Below are 18,587 nucleotides of genomic sequence, written 5' to 3' on the forward strand. Positions count from 1 at the left end.
TTGGCGATGCAACGGAAGCATGTCCTGGGCCTTTGTTGCATTTTTGCAGTGTGAAAACTGTATTTCCTAACTGGGTCACAGTGCCGGTCGCCGATCCTGCCGGTCGCCCACTTCACATTCGCTTCAAATTCGCCTCAAACCCCCGACACCGGCGCATCGCACTCTGGCCACCTCCCCGAATGAGGATGGTCGATGAAATCCCTGAAACTGTTGTTGCGCTTCGCCACGATTGGCGGATTGATCCTGTTGCTGCTGATTCCGTTGCTGTTGATCCGCAGCACGGTGCAAGACCGTGCGCGTTACCGCGACGAAGCGGTGGAGCGGGTGGCGCAGAGCAAGGCCGGCGAGCAGCAATTCATCGCGCCGGTGCGGGTGCTGCCGTTTACCGAGGATGTGCAGGTCACCGAGCCGGATGAGCAGGGCAACCAGCGCAAGGTGTGGCGCAAGCGCGAAGGCGCGCTGCTGCAGACCCCGCGCAGCCTGAAACTCAGCGGCAACATGGTGCCGTCGGTGCGCGAAGTGGGCCTCTATCGCGTGCAGGTGTATTCCTGGAAAGCAACCCTGCATGCCGAGTACGCGCCGTTTGACTACGCTGCCGCGCCGACCCGCGTATATGGCCAGCCGCACCTGGCGGTGGGCATTTCCGATGTGCGCGGGCTGGTGGGCACACCGCGCCTGCAGGTGGATGGGCGCACGCTGGCACTGGAAAGCGGCGCAGGCGCGTTGGCTGATCGCTCGGCAGGGATCCACGCCCAACTGAGCCCGCTGGCCGACCCGGTCGCCGGCCGCCTGCAGGACGGCAACGTGGTGGACATGCAGTTCGTGCTGGACGGCACGCGCCGGCTTGCCATCGCACCGATCGCCGACAACAACGAGATCGCCTTGCGTTCCACCTGGCAACATCCGTCCTTCGGCGGCCGCTTCCTGCCGAACGCACCGAGCATCGGGCCGAAGGGCTTCGATGCCAGCTGGTCGCTGTCGTCGCTGGCCACCGGTGCGCAGGCGCAGCTGCAGTCCAGCCAGGCGTCGCTGGATACGCTGGAAGTGCGGCTGGTGGACCCGGTGGACGTGTATACCCAGGCCGATCGGGCCAGCAAGTACGGCATCCTGTTCGTGGTGCTGACCTTCGTGGCGTTCGTGTTGTTCGAGCTGATCAAGCGTCTGCCGATCCATCCCCTGCAGTACCTGCTGGTGGGTCTGGCGCTGGCGATCTTCTTCCTGCTGCTGCTGAGCCTTTCCGAGCACATCGCGTTCTGGCAGGCGTATCTGGTCTCGGCCGCGGCGTGTATCGGCCTGCAGTTCTTCTATCTGTCCGGCGTGTTGCGCAGCTTGGCGCGCGCAGCCGGGTTCTCGGTAATGCTCACCGCCTTGTACGGGGTGCTCTACAGCCTGTTGATCTCCGAAGACAATGCGCTGCTGATGGGATCGCTGCTGTTGTTCGGCATCCTGGCCAGCATCATGTGGGTGACCCGCAAGCTCGATTGGTACGAGCTTGGCAACAGCCTGCGCTGAGGCCGGCATGCGCACTCACGCACAGCTGCACCGGCGGGCGCAGCGCTTGCTGCCCGCCGGGATCGACACGGTGGCGCTGCTGCCCGCAGCGCTGCCGCAGCCTTGGGAAGCTTCCCCGTTGTCGGCCTTGCCCTTGCGCCGCGACGGACGCCGCGGGGTGATCGGCCTGCGCCTGCATGCAGGCACCGCGCAGGCACTGCGCGTGGATGGCAGCCGATTCCTGCAGGCGGCACACCAGCAGGACGTGCAGGCAGACAGCGCGCGACAGCGTCGCTACGGGCCGTGGCAGCATTTGAGCAATGGCAGCTATTGGGCGCGCAGCACCGATGCACTGCTCGGTGTGCTGCTGACCACCGACGAGGCGGCGGTGTGGTTGCTGTGGCAGCAGCCGGCTGCTGCGGCCGCGGTCACCGGTGGCTGGCTGCGCTGACCCATGGCAGCGCAGTGACGCCAGGCTGGCTTACCATGGCCGGCATGAGCGGCTCCTCCCTGATCGTCGAAACGGTACGCGGCACGCAGGTGCTGCCACATCTGGCTGCGGTGGCGCAGCTGCGGATCGCGGTGTTCCGCGCCTGGCCGTATCTTTACGAAGGCGATGCCGATTACGAACGCGGCTACCTGGCCGCGTATGCGGCCTCGCCGGACAGCGTGTTCGTGCTGGCACGTGATGGCGATGCGGTGATCGGCGCCTCCACCGGGCTACCGCTGCTCGATGACAGCGAGGCCTTCCATGCGCCGTTTCGCGCGGCCGGCATCGACCCGGCGAGCGTGTTCTATTTCGGCGAATCAGTGCTGCTGCCGGCGTATCGCGGGCAGGGGATCGGCCATGCATTTTTCGACCAGCGCGAGGCGCATGCGCGTGCACTGGGGCGCTTCGCGCTCACCGCGTTCTGCTCGGTGGAACGCGCGCAAGACGATCCGCGCCAGCCGGTCGATCACCGACCCAACGATGTGTTCTGGCGCAAACGCGGCTATGCACCGCAACCGAACATGCGCGTGCAGTTGGCGTGGGCGGAGTTGCATCGTGGTGAGATCGACCACAGCTTGAGTGTGTGGACGCGGGCGTTGCCGCCGTGACCAATTCACTTCCTACGTCATCGATCCATCGCAACCAGGCCGCTAGATGAAAATCGCCGTCGCCAAATATCCGATCGGCAAACCCGCCGACTTCGCCGCGTTCGCCGCACGTCAATCCGAGATGGTGGGCGAGGCGGCCGCCGCCGGCGCACGCGTGCTGGTACTGCCGGAATACCTGTCGCTGGAGCTGGGCGCGACCTTTGGCACGCAGATTTCTGCCGGCTTGCCCGAGTCGCTGGCGGCGATCCAGGCGCTGCGTGCGCCGTGGCTGGAGCTGTTTGCCGGGTTGGCGCGCCAGCATCAGGTGCATCTGATAGCTGGCAGCTTCCTGCTGGACCTGGGCCAGGGCCGCTACCGCAATCGCAGCGACTGGTTCACGCCCGAGGGCCGGCATGGCTGGCAGGACAAGCTGCAGCTGACCGGCTTCGAGAAGGCCACCGGGCTGATCGAGCCGGGCGATGCGCTGAAGGTGTTCGAACTGGATGGCGTGCGCGCGGCGATCGCGATCTGCTACGACAGCGAGTTCCCGCTGCCGGTGCGCGCGCAGTACGAAGCCGGCGCGCGGCTGTTGATCGTGCCCAGTTGCACCGACACCGCCGCCGGCGCGATGCGGGTACGCGTCGGCTGCCTGGCGCGCGCGCTGGAAAACCGCGTGTTCGTCGCGCAATCGGTCACTGCCGGCGACGCACCGTGGAGCCCGGCGCTGGACGTCAATACCGGCGAAGCGGCGGTGTTCGCACCGATGGATGTCGGCTTCCCGGCCGACGGCGTGCTGGCGCAGACCCAGGGCAGTACCGTGTGGGCGTATGCGGAGCTGGATTTTGCCGCCTTCGAGGCCAGCCGCGCGCAGGCGCAGGTTGCCAACGACCGCGATTGGCATGGGCAGTTGGGCGCTTACCTCGCGCGCGCCACGCTGGCCAGCTTCGACGGATAGCGCGACCATCAACGGACGATGCGCATCGCCTTACGCGCGCAGTCGGTGCTCGCGACGGCAGGTGGCAGCTGTACGCTCCAGTGTTCCGCGCGCGCCCCAACGAGGGCAGCGCTCCGGTGTTTCAGCCACGTTCCTTCCTTGCATCGCCACCCACCAGGTTCCCATGGCCACGAAAACCCTGATTCCACACAGCGTCCGTCTCGAGTTCGCGCCCGGCGCGCTGGTGCACAGCAATCTGTCCGGCGCAGCCTTTACCGACGACTGGCTGTGGGTGGCCGGCGACGAAGCCTGCGCGGTGGATCGCCTGCGCAGGCTCGACCCCGTGCAGCGCGAGACGCTGCGCTTCGGCCAGGGGCAGAGCTTTGCGCTGGCCGAGCTGCTGGACCTGCCCGGCGAGGCGGCCGAGGAGGCGGATCTGGAAGGCATGGCGCTGTCGGACGGCTACCTGTGGGTGGTCGGCTCGCATGGGCTCAAGCGCAAGAACGCCAAGCGCAGTCGCGACGATGCCGACAACGCCAAACGCCTGACCAAGCTCAAGCTCGACGCCAACCGCCGCCTGCTGGCCTGCCTGCCGATCGAGCGCGATGCCGACGGCACCCCGCGCCTGGTGCGCCAAGCCGCCGATGGCCGTCGCGCGCTGCGGCTCAAGGGCGATGCCAAACACAACCAGCTCACCGAGCTGCTGGCCGACGATCCGCATGTTGGCCCGTTCATGAAAATTCCCGGCAAGGACAACGGCTTCGACATCGAAGGCATCGTGGTGGACGGCGAGCGCCTGCTGCTGGGCCTGCGCGGACCGGTGCTGCGTGGCTGGTCGGCGCTGCTGGAGATCCGGGTGCAGGCGCATGGCGACCACCTGCGGCTGGCGCCGCTGGACGAGGACGGCACGCTGCTGCGCAAGCACTTCCTGCAATTGGGCGGGCTGGGCATCCGCGACCTGCATTATTCCGGCGACGACCTGTACCTGCTGGCCGGCCCGACCATGGTGTTGAACGGCGAAATCCGCCTGTTCAAATGGCCGGACGCACGTACCGTGCTGGCCGCCAACCAGGCACCGGTGCGCTTTCAGCACGAGTTGCTGGAATCAGCGGTGTTGCCGCACGGCACCGACAGCGACCGCGCCGAGGCGATCTGCAATCTTCCCGGGCACCTGGCCGGCGACACACCCAGCTGGCTGGTGCTGTACGACGCGCCCGGCCCGGCGCGCAGCGGCGGCGATGACGTGGTCTACGGCGACCTGTTGCGCAACCGCTGAGCCGCGTGCGGGCAGGTCCGTGCTGGTCAAGGTAAAATCGGCCGATCCCCGTTTCGCCGAGCGCTCCATGACCTGCCGCACCCGTTTTGCCCCCAGCCCCACCGGTTACCTGCACATCGGCGGCGCCCGCACCGCGCTGTATTGCTGGCTGGAGGCGCGCCGTCGTGGCGGGCAGTTCGTGCTGCGCATCGAGGACACCGACCGCGAGCGCAGCACCCAGGCCGCGATCGACGCCATCCTGGAGGCGATGGGCTGGCTGGGCCTGGACTATGACGAAGGCCCGATCTACCAGACCCAGCGCGTGGCCCGCTACCAGGAGGTGGCCGAGCAACTGCTGGCGCAGGGCAAGGCCTATTACGCCTACGAAACCCGCGAAGAACTCGACGCCATGCGCGAGGCCGCCATGGCCAGGCAGGAAAAGCCGCGCTACAACGGTGCCGCCCGCGAGCAGAACCTGCCGTACCGCGACGACCCCAACCGGGTCATCCGCTTCAAGAACCCGGTCGGCGGCACAGTGGTGTTCGACGACCTGATCAAGGGCGTCATCGAGATCGCCAACAGCGAGCTCGACGACATGGTGATCTTCCGCCCGGATGGCTTCCCCACCTACAACTTCGCGGTGGTGGTGGACGACTGGGACATGGGCATCACCGAGGTGATTCGCGGCGACGACCACATCAACAACACTCCGCGCCAGATCAACATCTATGAGGCGCTGGGCGCACCGGTGCCGAAGTTCGCGCACATGCCGATGATCCTGGACGAGCAGGGCGCCAAGCTGTCCAAGCGCACCGGCGCGGCCGATGTGATGCAGTACAAGGACGCCGGCTACCTGCCGCATGCGCTGATCAACTACCTGGCCCGTCTGGGCTGGTCGCATGGCGACCAGGAGTTGTTCAGCCGGCAGGAGTTGCTCGACCTGTTCGATGTCAAGGACGTCAATTCCAAGGCCGCGCGCCTGGACATGGCCAAGCTGGGCTGGGTCAACCAGCATTACCTGAAGACCGACGACCCGGCCAGCATCGCCCCGCAGCTGGAATACCAGCTCGCCAGGCTCGGCATCGATGTGGCCGCCGGCCCGGCCGCCGCCGATGTGGTGGTGGCGCTGCGCGAGCGCGTGCAGACCTTGAAGGACATGGCCGAAAAAGCCGTGGTCTGGTACCAGCCGCTGGAGGTCTACGACGAAGCGGCGGTGATGAAGCACCTCAAGCTGGGCGCCGAAGTGCCGCTGGGCAAGGCGCGCGAACTGCTGGCCAGTGTCAGCGAATGGAGCGTGGAGAACGTCTCGGCCGCACTGCACGATGCCGCCGCCGCGCTGGAGCTGGGCATGGGCAAGGTGGCCCAGCCACTGCGCGTGGCCATCACCGGCACCCAGGTCAGCCCGGACATTTCGCAGACCGTGTACCTGGCCGGACGCGAAGGCGCCTTGAAACGCATCGATGCCGCACTCATAAAGATAGGGGCGGGCTGACCGCGGGAGCCTGTGATGAACACCAACGAACACGCCTGCACTGCACCGCATCACCATGTCGACGACGCCAACGGCTTCGTGCGCGCGGTGGAGCGCGCCTGCAGCGAGCGCGGCCTGCGGCTGACGCCGATCCGCGCCAATGTGCTGCGGCTGATTGCCGACGCCGGCAAGCCGGTCAAGGCCTACGAGCTGCTGGACTGGGTGCGCGAAGGCAAGGGCGTCGGCGCCGACGCCCCGCCCACGGTATACCGCGCGCTGGATTTCCTGATGGCCAACGGCTTCGTGCACAAGCTCGAATCGGTCAACGCCTTCGTCGCCTGCCACCATCCCAACAGCGCCCAGCACTCGGTGCCGTTCCTGATCTGCGACCGCTGCCATAGTGCGGTGGAGCTGGAAGACCGCGAGGTGGTGGCGCAACTGGAAGCGCGCGCCAAGGCGCTGGGTTTCCAGCCGCAGGCGCAGACCCTGGAAGTGCATGGCCTGTGCGCCAAGTGCGCGGTGGCCGAGTAAGGATCGCTAGCCAACGCAGGGCTGTTCACCTGGAGCGGCTAACAAAACCTAGCGAGCGAGCGCCTGTCAGTGAGTGCAGTGGTTTTGTCGGCTGTCTCTTGGTGGATGCAGTCAGAAGTCCAGATCAAACACTGAGTGGGTCAAGCGCGCGGTGCCCTCACCGCTCGCGGGACACGCCGTAAATCCCTCCGTGGAGGCTCGGTGGCGGCATCCATGCCGCCACACGGTCCCGCAATCGGTGAGGACACCGCACCAGACAGTTATGGGTTGCTTTGTTCAAAGCATGCACCCACCGCACATCACGCCGCGGCGGCGGTCTTGCACCCATAGCCCGCCAGAAACAGGTCCACTGCGCGTCGCGTCGCCTCGCGCAGATACTCGGGCGAGGGGTCCTTGAGTGCGCCGAACAGGCAGGGCATCAGGGTTTCCGCCTCCAGCAGCCCGCCGAACTGCCTCGACGCGATCAGGACGTCGGCGCAGCGGATCACGCCGCGATCCATCTGCGTCTGCAGATAGTCGGCCATGCGTTGCATGCCTTCTTCGGGGCCTGCATTGAAGAACAGCGCGCCCACGTCCGACCGCCCCGACACGCCGATGATGGTCTGCCAGATGGTGATCGAGCTGGGCTGGCAGAGGAAGCCGAGGATGTCCTCGCCGAAGCGCTGCAGGGTCTCGGCGACCGGGCCGTTGCTTTGCGAAAGCGCATCCAGCAACGGGTCGATGTAGCGGTCGGACATGTCCTTGGCAAACGCCACGAACAGCTCCTCCTTGGACGGGAAATAGCCGTAGAGCGTGCGCTTGGAGCCGCCGACGCGGGCGGCGATCTGCGACATCGAGGCGCCTTCGAAGCCCAGTTCGAGGAACACCTCGCTGGCCGCCTGCACGATGGCGTCGCGTTTTTCTTCTGTTCTGACCCGCATCAACTGACTCCCTTGGGTACTTAAGTATACCGACTGGGCAGAAATGCTTGACGGCCACGGATGCGCTTATTAGGATACCGAACCGTACCGTTTAGTTTTAACCATCCTGCGTCCCGTCGGAGACCTCCTCGTGCGTCCTCATGCCTCGTTTCGCCTGCCCCTGCTTGCTGCTGCCATTGCTGTTACCGTCCTGCTCAGTGCCTGCGGCAACCCGCCGGGCGGTCCGCCGCCGGAGGAGGGCATGCCTGAAATGGGCGTGCTGACCGTCAGGCCGCAGCCGGTGACCCTGACCACCGAGCTGCCCGGACGCACGGTTCCCTACCTGATCGCCGAAGTCCGCCCGCAGGTGGGCGGCATCGTGCAATCACGCCAGTTCACCGAAGGCGGCGACGTCAAGGCCGGGCAGACGCTGTACCAGATCGATCCGGCGACCTACCGCGCCAGCTACGCCAGCGCCCAGGCCACCCTGGCCAAGGCGCAGGCCAACCTGCGCACCGCCAGGCTCAAGGCCGAGCGCTACACCGAGCTGGTGCAGATCAAGGCGATCAGTCAGCAGGATGGCGACGACACCGCCGCGGCGCTGGGCCAGGCCGAGGCCGACGTGGCCGCCGGCAAGGCCAGCGTGGAAGCCGCGCGCATCAACCTGGCCTTCGCGCGCCTGGACGCGCCGATCTCCGGGCGCATCGGCCGCTCCAGCGTCACCCCGGGTGCGTTGGTGACCGCCAACCAGGCCACCGCGTTGACCACCATCCAGCAGCTGGACCCGATCTACATCGATGTCACCCAGCCCAGCGCGGCCTTGCTACGCCTGAAGCAGGCGATGGCGCGCGGCGAGCTGGAGAAGGCCGGCGACGATGCGGCCAAGGTGTTGCTGCTGCTGGAAGACGGCAGCACCTATCCGCTGCAGGGCCACCTGGCGTTCTCCGATGTCACCGTCGACCAGAACACCGGCTCGATCACCTTGCGCGCGGTGTTCCCGAACCCGAATGCGGAGTTGTTGCCGGGCATGTATGTGCGCGCGGTGCTGCAGGAGGGCATCAAGGAGCAGGGCGTGCTGGTGCCGCAGCAGGCGGTCTCGCGCAATGGTGCCGGCAAGCCGACCGCGTTCGTGGTCGGTGCCGATCACAAGCTGCAGCTGCGCGTACTGGAAACCGACCGCGAAGTCGGCGACCAGTGGCTGGTGCGCAGCGGCCTGAAGGCCGGCGAGCAACTGGTGGTCGAGGGCGTCTCGCGCGCCCGCGACGGCATCGAGGTCAAGACCGTGCCATGGCAGCCCAAGGGCAAGCCTGCCGCCGGTGCTGGCAATGCTGCCGGCACACCTTCCGCCCCGACCGCACCGCGTGCGGCCAACTGAGGCGGGATCACACGTCATGGCACGCTTCTTCATCGATCGTCCGATCTTCGCCTGGGTGTTGGCCATCATCGTGATGCTAGCCGGCATCCTGTCCATCGCCACCTTGCCGATTGCGCAATACCCCAGCATCGCGCCACCCGCCGTCGCCATCACCGCCAACTATCCGGGCGCCTCGGCGCAGACCCTGGAAGACACCGTCACCCAGGTCATCGAGCAGAAGATGAAGGGGCTGGACCACCTCAGCTACATGGCCTCCACCAGCGAATCCAGCGGTGCGGTGACCATCACGCTGACCTTCGACAACGGCACCGACCCGGACACCGCGCAGGTGCAGGTGCAGAACAAGTTGTCGCTGGCCACGCCGTTGTTGCCGCAGGAAGTGCAGCAGCAGGGCGTGACGGTGACCAAGTCGGCCACCAACTTCCTCAACGTGCTGGCCTTCACTTCCGAAGACGGCAGCATGAGCGATTCGGACCTGTCCGATTACGTGGCTGCCAACGTGCAGGAAACCATCAGCCGCGTCGAAGGCGTGGGCGACACCACCTTGTTCGGCTCGCAGTACGCGATGCGGATATGGATGGACCCGAACAAGTTGAACAACTTCAGCCTGACCCCGGTGGATGTGCGCACCGCGATCCAGGCGCAGAACGCGCAGGTGTCGGCCGGCCAGCTCGGCGCGCTGCCGGCGGTGCCCAATCAGCAACTCAATGCCACCATCACCGCGCAGACCCGGCTGAAGACCGCCGAGGAGTTCGAGAACATCCTGCTGCGCACGCAGTCCGATGGCTCGCAGGTGCGCCTGCGTGATGTGGCACGCATCGAACTGGGCAGCGAGAGCTACAACACGGTGGGCCGCTACAACGGCAAGCCGGCGGCCGGCTTGGCGATCAAGCTGGCCACCGGTGCCAATGCGCTGGATACGGTGCGCGCGATCGACAAGAGCCTGGAAGAGCAGGAGAAATTCTTCCCGCCCGGCATGAAGGTGCAAAAGCCGTACGACACCACACCGTTCGTGCGCATCTCCATCGAGCAGGTGGTGCATACGCTGATCGAAGCGGTGGTGCTGGTGTTTCTGGTGATGTATCTGTTCCTGCAGAATTTCCGTGCGACCCTGATACCGACCATCGCGGTGCCGGTGGTGTTGCTCGGCACCTTCGGTGTGCTGGCGGCATTCGGTTTCACCATCAACACCTTGACCATGTTCGCGATGGTGCTGGCGATCGGCCTGCTGGTGGACGATGCCATCGTGGTGGTGGAGAACGTCGAACGCGTGATGGGCGAAGAACACTTGTCGCCCAAGGACGCCACGCGCAAGTCGATGGACCAGATCTCCGGCGCGCTGGTCGGTGTGGCCCTGGTGCTGGCCGCGGTGTTCGTGCCGATGGCGTTCTTCGGTGGCTCCACCGGTGTGATCTATCGGCAGTTCTCGATCACGATTGTCTCTGCCATGACCTTGTCGGTACTGGTGGCGATGATCCTGACCCCGGCTTTGTGCGCCACCTTGCTCAAGCCGGTGGAGAAGGGCCATGGTCTGGCGACCACCGGGTTCTTCGGCTGGTTCAACCGCGTGTTCGATCGCGGCAACAACGGCTATCAGGGCGTGGTGCAGCACATGCTGGGCAAGGGCTGGCGCTACATGCTGGCCTACGCGGTGGTGCTGGCGCTGGTGGTGTTCGGCTTCATGAAGCTGCCGGTGGGCTTCCTGCCGGATGAGGACCAGGGCACGCTGTTCGTGCTGGTGCAGTTGCCGCCCGGTGCCACCGATGCGCGCACCGGCGAGGTGCTCAAGCGGGTGGAGCATCACTTCCTGGTCGACCAGAAGGATTCGGTGGCCGGCATCTTTGCGGTCTCCGGTTTCAGTTTTGCCGGTACCGGGCAGAACGTGGGCTTTGCCTTCGTCAAGCTGCGGCCATGGGACGAGCGCACCGGCAAGGGCCAGAGCGTCACCGACGTGGCCGGCAAGGCCGGTGCGTTCTTCGCCGGCATCCGCGATGCCAAGGTGTTCGCGTTCGCGCCTCCCGCAGTGTCTGAGTTGGGTAATGCGACCGGTTTCGACCTGATGCTGCAGGACCGTGCCAACCTCGGCCACGCGGCCTTGATGCAGGCACGCGACCAACTGCTGGCCGAACTGTCGCAGGACAAACGGCTGGTGGCGGTGCGCCCGAACGGGCAGGAGGACACACCCGAGTTCAAGCTGGAAATCGATTCGCACAAGGCGCAGGCCATGGGCGTGTCGATCGCCGACATCAACAACACCTTCTCCAGCGCCTGGGGCAGCGTTTACGTCAACGACTTCATCGACAAGGGTCGGGTCAAGAAGGTCATGCTGCAGGCCGATGCGGTGTACCGCATGAATCCGCAGGACATCGACCGCTGGTTCGTGCGCAACAGCGCCGGCACGATGGTGCCGTTCAACGCCTTCGCAACCGCCAGCTGGCAATCGGGCTCGCCGCGGTTGGAGCGTTACAACAGCGTGCCGTCGGTGGAAATCCTGGGCATGGCGCTGCCCGGCGCGGCCTCCAGTGGCGAAGCGATGCAGATCGTGGAAGCGGCGGCGGCCAAGTTGCCGCCGGGCATCGGCTTCGAGTGGACCGGCTTGTCGCGGCAGGAGAAATCCTCCACCGGTCAGACCGGCTTGTTGTACGGGTTGTCGATCCTGATCGTGTTCCTGTGTCTGGCCGCGTTGTACGAAAGCTGGGCGATTCCGTTCTCGGTGATCCTGGTGGTGCCGTTGGGTGTGTTCGGCACGCTGCTGGGCGCGATGCTGACCTGGAAAATGAACGATGTGTACTTCCAGGTGGGCCTGCTCACCACCATTGGCCTGGCATCGAAGAACGCGATCCTGATCGTGGAATTTGCCAAGGAACTGCATGAAAGCGGCAAGAGCCTGATCGAGTCCGCATTGGAAGCGGCGCGCATGCGCTTGCGGCCGATCCTGATGACATCGCTGGCCTTCATCCTGGGCGTGGTGCCGCTGGTGCTCGGCAGTGGTGCCGGTGCAGGCGCGCAGCATGCCTTGGGCACCGCCGTGATCGGCGGCATGTTGTCCGGCACGATCCTGGCGATCTTCTTTGTGCCGTTGTTCTTCGTGCTGGTCAGCGGCTTGTTCAAGCGCCGCGCACAGCCCACTTCGCCCGCACCGCAACCGGCAGGACACTGAGATGACACCGATCCGCATGACATTGACCGCGATCGCGGTGGCCGGCGTGCTGTCCGGCTGCACGCTGATGCCGCGCTATGCACGGCCCGACGCGCCGGTACCGGAGCGCTTTGCCGGCACCGAGCTCTCGACGGCATCCAACGCCGCCGCTGCGGCCAGCCCGGAGCAGGCGATCGATATCGCCAACATCGGCTGGCGGCAGGTGTTCACCGACCCCGCGCTACAGCAGGTGATCGCCCTGGCATTGGAGAACAATCGCGACCTGCGCGTGGCCGCGCTCAATATCGAAGTGGCACGCGCGCAGTACCGGGTGGAGCGCGCTGCGCTGCTGCCCGCCGTGCAGGGCACCGGCACCGCCAATAACGCACGCACGCCGGCGGAGCTGGCGATTCCGGGCCAGCCGCAGGTGTTCCGTACCTATGCCGCCAACATCGGCATCAGCGCCTACGAGCTGGATCTGTTCGGGCGTGTGCGCAGCCTCAAGGAACAGGCGCTGCAACAGTTCCTGTCCACTGCCGAGGCACGCCGTAGCACCCATATTAGCCTGGTGGCCGAAGTGGCCACCGCCTATCTGACGCTGGCGGCCGATCAGCAGTTGCTGCAACTGGCGCAGTCCACCTTGAGCAGCCAGAGCGACAGCTATCGCCTGCAGCAACGCAGTTTCGAGCTGGGTGTGGCCTCGCAGCTCACCTTGCGCCAGGCGCAGACCACGGTGGAAACCGCACGCGTGGATGTGGAGCGCTACACCGCGCAGGTGGCGCAGGACCGCAATGCCCTGGTGCTGCTGGTCGGCACGCAGCTGCCGGCGGAGTTGTTGCCGCAGGGCTTGCCCGATGGCCCCAGCGTGGACGGCAACGTGCTGGCCAGCGTGCCGGCCGGGTTGCCGTCGCAGTTGCTGCAACGTCGCCCGGACATCCTGGAGGCCGAGCGCAACCTGCGTGCGGCCAACGCCAACATCGGCGCGGCACGCGCGGCGTTCTTCCCGAGCATCAGCCTGACCGCATCGACCGGCTCGTCCACCAGCAGCCTCTCCAACCTGTTCGATTCCGGCACCCGCGCCTGGAGCTTCGTGCCCACGTTGACGCTGCCGATCTTCAACGCCGGGCGTAACCGCGCCAATCTGGACATGGCCAAGGCCAACCGCGATATCGAAGTAGCGCAATACGAGAAGGCGATCCAGAGCGCATTCCGCGAGGTCTCCGATGCGCTCGCGCAACGCGAGACCCTGGGTCGGCAATTGCAGGCGCAACAGGCCCTGGTCGATGCCACCGCCGACAGCTACCGGTTGTCGCAGGCGCGCTTCGAACGCGGCGTGGACAGCTATCTGCAGGCGCTGGATGCGCAGCGCTCGCTCTACAGCGCGCAGCAGACCTTGATCACCACGCAATTGTCGCGCTTCACCAATCTGGTGACGTTCTACAAGGCCATGGGCGGCGGTTGGCTGCAATCGGCCGACCCGGCGGTGGCCACGACTGCGACGGGGCAGCCACGTGGATGACGCCGCTGCCGAGCCGCCAGCACCCAGACGTGCACCGCACGACAAACGTGGCGCGATTCTGCGCGCGGCAGGCGAGCTGTTTCCACGTCACGGCTTCGACAGGACCAGCATGGACAACATTGCCGAGCGCGCGGTGGTGTCCAAGGCCACGGTGTATGCGCATTTCGCTTCCAAGGAGGTGCTGTTCCGCACCACCCTGGAGGCGCTGGCGCACCAATCGCCGAATCCATGGCAGGCGCTGTTGGACATGCGCGGGCCCTTGCCCGTGCGTCTGCTCGCCATCGCCGACGCGGTCGTGCGCATGGCGGCCAGCAATGCACTGGGCGATGCCGCGTACGGTCTGGTGCGGCCGCCGGCACTGCCCAGCCAGATACGCGAGGAGATGTGGATGCTGGGCTTCGAACGCTACGACACCACGATGCGTGCGGTGCTGGCGCGCGAAGTGGAGCAGGGCAGCCTGGTCATCGACAATCTGCCGGATGCATCGGTGCATTTCTTCGGGTTGATGACCGGGATGCCGGCCAATGCGGCGGCGCGTGGCGACGCATTGCAGGCACCGGCCGCCACGCAGCAGGCGTATGTCGCCAGTGCGGTAGCGCTGTTCCTGCGCGCGTATCGGCCGCAACCGTCCGCGGTGGCGACAGCAGGCAAGCGCGAAGTACCGGGCGGGTTCTAGCGGCGGCGGCAGGCAGCGTGATGGATTGGGGGGGCGGTGGTGTCCGCGCTGGGCCTGGGCTGCATGGGCCTGAGCTATGGCTACGGGCCGGCGACCGCGCGCAAGGTATTCGCTCTGCACTGCCGTCACCGGCTACACCGCATGCGCGCGCCGGATGGTTGCCGACGCTGGAAGAACTCGGGATCGGCTTCGTGCCGTTCAGCCCGCTCGGCAAGGGCTTTTTGACTGGCGCCATCCAGGCCGACACACAATTTTCCGACGACGATTTCCGCAACCAGGTGCCGCGGTTCGCTGCCGAGGCGCGTCAGGCCAACCAGGCGCTGGTCGAACACATCCAGGCCATCGCTGTCGACAAGGGCGCGACACCGGCGCAGGTGGCGTTGGCATGGTTGTTGTCGCGCAAGCCGTGGATCGTGCCGATTCCCGGCACCACCAAGCTGCATCGCCTGGAAGAAAATCTGGGCGGCGCTGCATTGACCTTGAGCGGCGAGGATCTTGCGCGTATCCAGCAAGCGCTGGATGCGGTGGCGATTGTCGGCGAGCGTTACAGCCCGGAGCGGCAGAAGCTGGTCGGTAAATAACCCCAGCGATCAACTCGGCCAACCGACGTTGTTGTAGGAGCACGCTGGCGCGCGATGGGGCGTGACTGGTAAAACCCCGTCGCGCGCGGGCACGCTCCTACACGCGCGTGTCAGCGCGCGGGATCGTGCCGCAGTGCGTCGATCACCACCTTGAGTGCGCGCGAGGATTGGCGGCGGCTGGGGTAATAGGCGTGAGCCGTCGAACGGGTCGCACCAGTCCTCCAGCACGCGGCGTAGCCGGCCGGCGGCGATGTGCTCCAGCACCATGGTTTCCGGCAAGAACGCGAGTCCGCCGCCGGCCAGTGCGGCACGCAGAATCGCGCTGCTGCCGTTGAAGGTCCATTGCCCGTCCACGCGTACCTTGACCTCGCGGCCGTCCTTTTCGAAATCCCAGGGCAGCAGGCCGCCATGCGTGGGCAGGCGTAAGCCGATGCAGTTGTGCCGGGCCAGGTCGGCCGGTACGGCGGGGATGGTGTGATGCACGAAGTAGCTCGGCACCGCCACCACCGCCATGCGCTGCATCGGGCTGACAGGCACCGCGATCATGTCCCTGCCGACCTGATCGCCCAGCCGGATGCCGATGTCGTAGCGCTCGGCAACGATATCGGCCAGCCCGTAATCGACGGTGACCTCGATCTTGAGGTCGGGATAGTCGGGCAGTACCTTCGACAACGCCGGCCAGATGTAGGCGTCGGCGGCGTGGCCGGCGGTGGTGATACGAATGGTGCCGGCCGGCGTGTCGCGGAATTCGGTGAGCGCGGACAGTTCGTCGTCGATCTCTTCCAGGCGCGGAGCCACGGTATCGAACAGGCGTGCGCCGGCTTCGGTCATCGACACGCTACGCGTGGTGCGGGTCAACAGGCGGATGCCCAGGCGTGTTTCCAGTGCGCGCACGGTATGGCTCAGCGCCGATTGCGAGACACCCAGCTGCGCGGCGGCACGGGTGAAGCTGCCCTCGCGCGCCACGGTGACGAAGACCTGCAGATCGTTGAGGTTTTCCCGCGCCATTGGTTGCGAATGCCGACTCCAGCGCATGCCATTCATGCGGCCGCATCATGCGCGATGATGCGTGATGGCTCCACATCCGACGAGTTATTGCCGCATTGATACGCTGTGTTTCTAGGTGCATGCGCTGCCGCCCGGGTAGTGCCAGCGCGCATGCGCGCTACAGTGCAAGGCTCTTGGATCGAGGAGTACTGCCATGAATCTGTTTGCAACTGCGATGTCGCTGTCGATGATGGCTGCCGTTACGCCCGGGGGTGAGGAGCAACACGCGATCAGGGTGAGCAAGGCCGGCGGCGCTGCATCTGCGGCCGGCCCGGCCGACTACTTCACCGGCAAGGTGCGCATCGATGCGCCATTTCAGACCGACGCGCCGGCGCGGGTGGGCGGCGCCACGGTGACCTTCGAGCCGGGCGCGCGCACCGCCTGGCACACCCACCCGTTGGGGCAGACGCTGATCGTCACCGCCGGTGCCGGGCGTGTGCAGGAATGGGGCAAGCCGGCGCAGCAGATCCGCCCGGGCGACATCGTATGGATTCCGCCGGGCGTCAAGCACTGGCACGGCGCCAACGCGACCGTGGCGATGTCGCATATCGCCATCGCCGAAGCGCAGGACGGCTCGCCGGTGACCTGGCTGGAGCAGGTCAGCGAGGCGCAGTACGCGGCCGAGTGAAACGGTGCTCGGCGATGACGCGATGCGGTCTATCGCGCCATCGCCAGTGATCCATGGAGCGCGTTGCAGTGCGCGTGACAGCGCGCCACCGCGCACGGGCACGGGTCACGCCGCTGCTGTCGTAGCCTGTGCGCTGGCACGCAGCCGTTGCGCATCACGTGCGGGTGGCGCGCCGAGAATGCGCGCATAGTCGCGGCTGAATTGCGATGCGCTTTCGTAACCGACGCGGAAGCCGGCATCGGCGGCGTTCAGCGCTTCGGCCAGCATCAGTCGGCGCGCTTCGTGCACGCGCAGATGCGAGCGATATTCCAGTGGTGTCATCGAGGTGACCGCCTTGAAATGCGCATGAAAGGTGGACCGGCTCATTGCCGACAGATCGGCGATCTGCTCGATGCTGAAGCGCTGTGCATAGTGTTCGCGCAGCCACACGATGGCCCTGGAAATCTGGTTGAGCCGGCTGTCGGCGATGGCCATCTGGCGCACCACCGCATTGGCCGGATCGGCCATCAGGCGATAGAGCACTTCGCGCAGGACCAGCGGCGCCAGCGCGGCGATCTCCTGCGGTTGGTCGAGCAGGCGTGCCAGCCGCACCGCGGCGTCCTGCAATGGCGGGCTGCTGTGGTTGAGCAATAACCCGGCCTGGGCAGCATCGCGCTGCGGCTCGACCAGCTCAGGGTGGCTGACGGCCAGGTCGCTCAGCACCGCGGTATCCAGATCCAGGCAGAAACACAGATACGGCTGCGCGGCGCTGGCCTCGATCACCGAGCCGACGATCGGCAGATCCACCGAGGCCACCAGATACATCTGCGGGTGATAGAGATACGCCGCCGCACCCAGCATCGCCTGCTTGCGGCCTTGCGCCACCAGGCACAGCATCGGCGTATAGACCGTGGGCACCGACACGGTTGGCAAGGCACTACGCATGATCTGCAACCCGGCAATCCGGGTGGCGTGCATGCCGTCGCCGGGGGCGTGGCGCAGCAGGATGTCGGTCATCTCGGTCAATGCGGACATGCAGGACTCGGCAGTGGCACCAGGCGGCTTGGCCGCGATGCCGTCGATCGTACAAGACCCACTGTCATGGAGCCGGCATGCTGGCCGCAGCAGTGGGCAAGGGGAGCGCCGATTGGCGCCGGCACAGGCGGGCAGGCTCGCGCGCCCGGCGCCTCAAAACGGCAGGCCAGCCACGATCTGGCGCTCACGCGCGCGCCGTATCATGGGCGTCTGTTTCCGTGATCGCCTCGCCCATGCCCGCAAAACGTTCGACCATCCCCGCACCGACGAGCCCTGCCGACTGGAAGGCGCTCGAGGCCGCTGCCACGGCTGAACTCGCGCGTCGCACGGCGCAAGCGCATCAGCAGATCCTGGGATTATTGAACACGCATGGACATCTGCTCAGCGAGGCGCAGCGGCGCGGATTGCACAAGCGCTTACTGCGTGCGGGGAGCTAAGAGCGGCAACAAAACTCTATATCGGCAGCGGCAACGTGTTGGTCACGCACGCCTTGTTGATCGGTGAGTCGAGTGCGCGGTGCCCTCACCACTTGCGGGACACGCCGTGAATCCGTCCGTGGAGGCTCCTTGGCGGCATCCATGCCGCCAAGGGTCCCGCAAGCGGCGAGGACACCGCACCAGAAAGGTGGTCGGCGCTCGCATAAGAGCTGCTTGTCGCGTGATGTGCATTGGTCGTTGACTGTTGGGCCGCGCAGGTACATCGCTATCCAAAATGCACATTACGCACTGCTCTTAGCTATACACACCGACCATCCCGATTGGTTGTCGCTAGAGATGCATCGGGCGTTGAGCTGGCACATCGGCATCCAACAACGCGCATCTGGCATTGCTCTTAATTGTGCGCACCGACCATCCAGACAGGTCATTACCCGCTCACCGTCGCGGGACCTTACGCGGCATGGATGCCGCGTAAGAGCCTTATCTGTTCGGATTCTGGCAGTTTGGGCGTCG

At 66.0% G+C, this 18,587-nt stretch carries 16 protein-coding genes and 1 pseudogene; 14 read left to right on the forward strand and 3 right to left on the reverse strand.

Annotation, left to right across the window (positions count from 1 at the left end; genetic code table 11):
• The first annotated feature begins 192 nt into the window (after positions 1 to 192).
• The 7 genes from creD (at position 193) to LL972_RS05085 (ending at position 6,759) form a co-directional block, all read left to right on the forward strand.
• On the forward strand, positions 193 to 1,512 hold the full coding sequence (creD, locus tag LL972_RS05055; protein WP_228326649.1) for a cell envelope integrity protein CreD: 1,320 nt from the start codon (positions 193 to 195) through the stop codon (positions 1,510 to 1,512).
• Positions 1,513 to 1,519: 7 nt separating this feature from the next.
• On the forward strand, positions 1,520 to 1,942 hold the full coding sequence (locus LL972_RS05060) for a hypothetical protein (protein WP_228326650.1): 423 nt from the start codon (positions 1,520 to 1,522) through the stop codon (positions 1,940 to 1,942).
• Positions 1,939 to 2,589: a GNAT family N-acetyltransferase gene (locus tag LL972_RS05065; protein ID WP_228326668.1), complete on the forward strand. Its 651-nt coding sequence runs from the start codon at positions 1,939 to 1,941 to the stop codon at positions 2,587 to 2,589. Before LL972_RS05060 ends, LL972_RS05065 begins: the two co-directional genes overlap by 4 nt.
• Before the next feature lie 46 nt (positions 2,590 to 2,635).
• Positions 2,636 to 3,523 (forward strand): carbon-nitrogen hydrolase family protein, encoded by an 888-nt coding sequence (locus tag LL972_RS05070; RefSeq protein WP_228326651.1) that lies wholly within the window; start codon positions 2,636 to 2,638, stop codon positions 3,521 to 3,523.
• A 163-nt stretch (positions 3,524 to 3,686) separates the two neighbouring features.
• Positions 3,687 to 4,778, forward strand: coding sequence for a DUF3616 domain-containing protein (locus LL972_RS05075; RefSeq protein ID WP_228326652.1), 1,092 nt, complete (start codon positions 3,687 to 3,689; stop codon positions 4,776 to 4,778).
• Between the two features lie 67 nt (positions 4,779 to 4,845).
• A complete protein-coding gene (gene gltX / locus LL972_RS05080; RefSeq protein WP_228326653.1) occupies positions 4,846 to 6,249 on the forward strand; it encodes a glutamate--tRNA ligase in 1,404 nt (467 codons plus the stop codon).
• A 15-nt stretch (positions 6,250 to 6,264) separates the two neighbouring features.
• Positions 6,265 to 6,759, forward strand: a complete 495-nt coding sequence (locus LL972_RS05085) for a transcriptional repressor (protein ID WP_228326654.1) — start codon at positions 6,265 to 6,267, stop codon at positions 6,757 to 6,759.
• Between the two features lie 299 nt (positions 6,760 to 7,058).
• On the opposite strand, the gene LL972_RS05090 is transcribed toward LL972_RS05085, so the two are convergent.
• Positions 7,059 to 7,679, reverse strand: coding sequence for a TetR/AcrR family transcriptional regulator (locus LL972_RS05090; protein ID WP_228326655.1), 621 nt, complete (start codon positions 7,677 to 7,679; stop codon positions 7,059 to 7,061).
• A 130-nt stretch (positions 7,680 to 7,809) separates the two neighbouring features.
• Between LL972_RS05090 and LL972_RS05095 the strand changes: the two genes are divergently transcribed.
• From LL972_RS05095 to LL972_RS05115, 5 genes are read left to right on the forward strand one after another with little or no spacing between them, the layout of a single operon-like run.
• The gene (locus LL972_RS05095) at positions 7,810 to 9,033 is read left to right on the forward strand and encodes an efflux RND transporter periplasmic adaptor subunit (protein WP_228326656.1); all 1,224 of its coding nucleotides are present in this window, start codon (positions 7,810 to 7,812) and stop codon (positions 9,031 to 9,033) included.
• 16 nt (positions 9,034 to 9,049) lie between these two features.
• Positions 9,050 to 12,193: an efflux RND transporter permease subunit gene (locus tag LL972_RS05100; protein ID WP_228326657.1), complete on the forward strand. Its 3,144-nt coding sequence runs from the start codon at positions 9,050 to 9,052 to the stop codon at positions 12,191 to 12,193.
• A 1-nt stretch (position 12,194) separates the two neighbouring features.
• Positions 12,195 to 13,691, forward strand: a complete 1,497-nt coding sequence (locus LL972_RS05105) for an efflux transporter outer membrane subunit (RefSeq protein WP_228326658.1) — start codon at positions 12,195 to 12,197, stop codon at positions 13,689 to 13,691.
• Positions 13,684 to 14,367: a TetR/AcrR family transcriptional regulator gene (locus LL972_RS05110; protein ID WP_228326659.1), complete on the forward strand. Its 684-nt coding sequence runs from the start codon at positions 13,684 to 13,686 to the stop codon at positions 14,365 to 14,367. Before LL972_RS05105 ends, LL972_RS05110 begins: the two co-directional genes overlap by 8 nt.
• A 20-nt stretch (positions 14,368 to 14,387) precedes the next feature.
• Positions 14,388 to 14,948 (forward strand): aldo/keto reductase, encoded by a 561-nt coding sequence (locus LL972_RS05115; RefSeq protein ID WP_429002113.1) that lies wholly within the window; start codon positions 14,388 to 14,390, stop codon positions 14,946 to 14,948.
• 110 nt (positions 14,949 to 15,058) lie between these two features.
• Here the strand turns inward: LL972_RS05115 and LL972_RS05120 are convergent.
• Positions 15,059 to 15,956 (reverse strand): annotated as a pseudogene (locus LL972_RS05120) (LysR family transcriptional regulator).
• Between the two features lie 193 nt (positions 15,957 to 16,149).
• Here LL972_RS05120 and LL972_RS05125 point away from each other — a divergent pair.
• A complete protein-coding gene (locus tag LL972_RS05125; protein ID WP_228326660.1) occupies positions 16,150 to 16,623 on the forward strand; it encodes a (R)-mandelonitrile lyase in 474 nt (157 codons plus the stop codon).
• Positions 16,624 to 16,728: 105 nt separating this feature from the next.
• Here the strand turns inward: LL972_RS05125 and LL972_RS05130 are convergent, their stop codons facing one another.
• A complete protein-coding gene (locus LL972_RS05130; protein ID WP_228326661.1) occupies positions 16,729 to 17,637 on the reverse strand; it encodes an AraC family transcriptional regulator in 909 nt (302 codons plus the stop codon).
• Between the two features lie 233 nt (positions 17,638 to 17,870).
• Here LL972_RS05130 and LL972_RS05135 point away from each other — a divergent pair, with 233 nt between their 5' ends.
• Positions 17,871 to 18,074, forward strand: coding sequence for a hypothetical protein (locus tag LL972_RS05135; RefSeq protein ID WP_228326669.1), 204 nt, complete (start codon positions 17,871 to 17,873; stop codon positions 18,072 to 18,074).
• Positions 18,075 to 18,587: the final 513 nt, after the last annotated feature.

The organism is Xanthomonas campestris pv. asclepiadis, from assembly GCF_020784175.1.
In the GTDB taxonomy this organism is placed as follows: Bacteria; Pseudomonadota; Gammaproteobacteria; order Xanthomonadales; family Xanthomonadaceae; genus Xanthomonas; species Xanthomonas campestris_D.